Here is a 2,964-nt window from a genome sequence, read left to right on the forward strand (position 1 = left end):
CCACGTAGCCGATCAGCGCGCCCGCACCGGTGCCCAGGATCAGGCCGATTTCCGGGGTCACGCCCCAGACCTTCATGGCATGGCCGGCGGCATAGCCAGCGCCGCCGAAGAAGGCCGCGTGGCCGAACGACAGCAGCCCCGTATAGCCGATCAGCAGGTTGAAGGCGCACGCAAACAGCGCGAAGCACAGCACCTTGAGCACGAACACCGGATACGCACCGGCCAGCGGCGCGGCCACCAGTGCCAGCAGCAGCAATCCGTACAACAGTTTCTTCTGCACGCCTTGTCCCTTTCCTGCGTTGCCCGCGTTGGCCGCCACCGTGGATGGCGTCGATGATGTGGAGGGTGCGCTCATCACTTCTCCTTCCCGAACAGCCCGGCCGGGCGCAGCAGCAGCACGATCACCATGATGAAGAACACCACGGTCGACGACGCTTCAGGATAGAACACCTTGGTCATCCCCTCGACCACGCCCAGCCCCAGGCCGGTCAGGATCGAACCCATGATCGAGCCCATGCCGCCGATCACCACCACCGCGAACACGATGATGATCAGGTTCTGCCCCATCAGCGGCGAGATCTGGATCACCGGCGCGGCCAGCACCCCGGCAAACGCGGCCAGCGCCACGCCGAAGCCGTAGGTCAGCGTCACCATCAGCGGCACGTTGACGCCGAAGGCCTCGACCATCTTGGGGTTCTCGGTGCCGGCGCGCAGGTAGGCGCCCAGCTTGGTCTTCTCGATCACGTACCAGGTGGCAAAGCACACCACCAGCGACGCCACCACGACCCACGCGCGGTAGTTGGGCAGGATCATGAAGCCCAGGTCGGTCGCGCCCTGCAGCGCATCCGGCGTCGAGTACGGCAGCCCGGAGACGCCGTAGATCGAGCGGAAGATGCCCTCGATCACCAGCGTGATGCCCAGCGTCAGCAGCAGGCCGTAGATATGGTCGAGCTTGTAGATCCAGCGCAGCATGGTCTTCTCGATCACCACGCCCAGCGCGGCGACGACCAGCGGCGACAGCAGCAGCATGATCCAGTAGTTCAGCCCGGCGTACTCCATGCCCATCCAGGCCAGCACCGCGCCCAGCATGAAGAGCGCGCCGTGCGCGAAATTGATGACGTTGAGCAGGCCGAAGATAACCGCCAGGCCCAGGCTCAGCATCGCATAGAAGGCGCCGTTGACCAGCCCCAGCAATAGCTGGGAAAGCATGGCCGGCAAGGGGATTCCGAAGATGTCCATCGCGGAGTGCCGTTGATACCGCCGTTGTATGGCGGGGATTGCTGCGGTTGGTGCCAGGTAATGCGAACGCTGCGGCGAACACCGTTGGCGAACACCGCAGCAAAGAACCGCGTCCGATGCCGGCGGCACGCAGGTGGCGCGCCGCCGGCAGATCTCACATCAGCTTACTTCTTCAGCATTGCGCACTTCGACTCGGCCACCGTGGTGAAGGCCTGGTCGCCCGGAATGGTCGCGACCACCTTCAGGTAGTCCCACGGCTTCTTCGATTCTGCCGCGGTCTTCACCTGCATCAGGTACATGTCGTGGATGCCACGGCCGTCCTGGCGGATATAGCCCTTGGTGTAGAAGTCGTTGATCTTCATCTTCTTCAACTCGGCCATGACCTTGTCCGGATCGTCGGTCTTGGCTGCTTCCACTGCCTTCAGGTAGGTGCTGGCCGCCGAGTAGTCCGCCGCCTGCAGGCTGCTCGGCATCTTCTTCATCTTGCCGAAGAAGCGGTTGGCGAACTTGCGGGTGTCGTCGTTCATGTCCCAGTACCAGCTGTCGGTCATCAGCAGGCCTTCGGTGTTCTTCAGCCCAAGGCTGTGCACATCGTTGATGAACATCAGCAGGCCGGCGATCTTCATCGACTTGGTGATACCGAATTCCTTGGCCGCCTTGATCGAGTTGATGGTGTCGCCGCCGGCGTTGGCCAGGCCCAGGATCTGCGCCTTGGACGACTGCGCCTGCAGCAGGAACGACGAGAAGTCCGATGCCGACAGCGGATGGCGCACCTGGCCCGCCACCGTGCCGCCGTTGGCCTTGACCACGGCCGCGGTGTCGCTTTCCAGCGAATGGCCGAAGGCATAGTCGGCGGTCAGGAAGAACCACGACTTGCCGCCCTGCTTGACCACCGCGCTGCCGGTGCCCTTGGCCAGCGCCACCGTGTCATAGGCATAGTGCACCGTGTACGGCGAGCACTCTTCGTTGGTCAGGCGCGCGGTGCCGGCGCCGATGTTGATGTAGACGCGCTTCTTCTCCGAAGCCACCTTGTTCATCGCCAGCGCGGTGCCCGAGTTGGTGCCGCCCAGCAGCATGTCCAGGCCCTGCTGGTCCATCCATTCGCGCGCCTTCGAGGCGGCGATGTCGGCCTTGTTCTGGTGGTCGGCAGAGACGATCTCGATCGGCTTGCCCAGCACCTTGCCGCCGCGGTCCTCGACCGCCATCTTGACGGCTTCCAGGCCGCCGGGGCCGTCGATGTCGGCGTACAGGCCCGACATGTCGGTGATATAGCCGATCTTCACGGTGTCGCCGGACACCTGGGCAACGGCGCTGAAGGAAACCGCACCCATGGCAATGGCCGCCATCGCGGCCGCGAGCCGAGTCTTTTTCATGTCTATGTCTCCTGATTTGCGGCGGCGTGCGCGCCACCCGTTCCTGCCAAACATCAACCCATGATCCGTGCGGATCAGACCCCGAGCAGTTCGTGCAGCACCGGCATCTTTGCCTCCAGCTCACTGGCGGCAAAGCGCTCGACGATACTGCCATGCTCCATCACGTAGAAGCGGTCGGCCAGCGGCGCGGCAAAGCGGAAGTTCTGCTCCACCATCACCACCGTGTACCCCTTCTGCTTGAGCATCAGGATCATGCGCGCGAGCGCCTGCACGATCACCGGTGCCAACCCTTCCGAGATTTCATCGAGCAGCAGCAGGTTCGCGCCGGTGCGCAGGATGCGCCCGACCGCCA

2 protein-coding genes and 2 pseudogenes are annotated in these 2,964 nt (G+C 63.9%); all 4 read right to left on the reverse strand.

Annotated elements, in window-relative coordinates; all coding sequences use genetic code 11:
- Positions 1-355, reverse strand: a pseudogene (locus tag CF68_RS01655) (branched-chain amino acid ABC transporter permease); the annotation flags it as partial.
- Positions 355-1,239, reverse strand: coding sequence for a branched-chain amino acid ABC transporter permease (locus CF68_RS01660; protein ID WP_035815597.1), 885 nt, complete (start codon positions 1,237-1,239; stop codon positions 355-357). The pseudogene CF68_RS01655 and the gene CF68_RS01660, both read right to left, overlap by 1 nt.
- 164 nt (positions 1,240-1,403) lie before the next feature.
- Positions 1,404-2,612, reverse strand: a complete 1,209-nt coding sequence (locus tag CF68_RS01665) for an ABC transporter substrate-binding protein (RefSeq protein ID WP_035815599.1) — start codon at positions 2,610-2,612, stop codon at positions 1,404-1,406.
- A 74-nt stretch (positions 2,613-2,686) separates the two neighbouring features.
- Positions 2,687-2,964 (reverse strand): annotated as a pseudogene (locus CF68_RS01670) (ABC transporter ATP-binding protein); the annotation flags it as partial.

This window comes from Cupriavidus sp. SK-4 (assembly GCF_000611125.1).
GTDB classification, from domain to species: domain Bacteria; phylum Pseudomonadota; class Gammaproteobacteria; order Burkholderiales; family Burkholderiaceae; genus Cupriavidus; species Cupriavidus necator.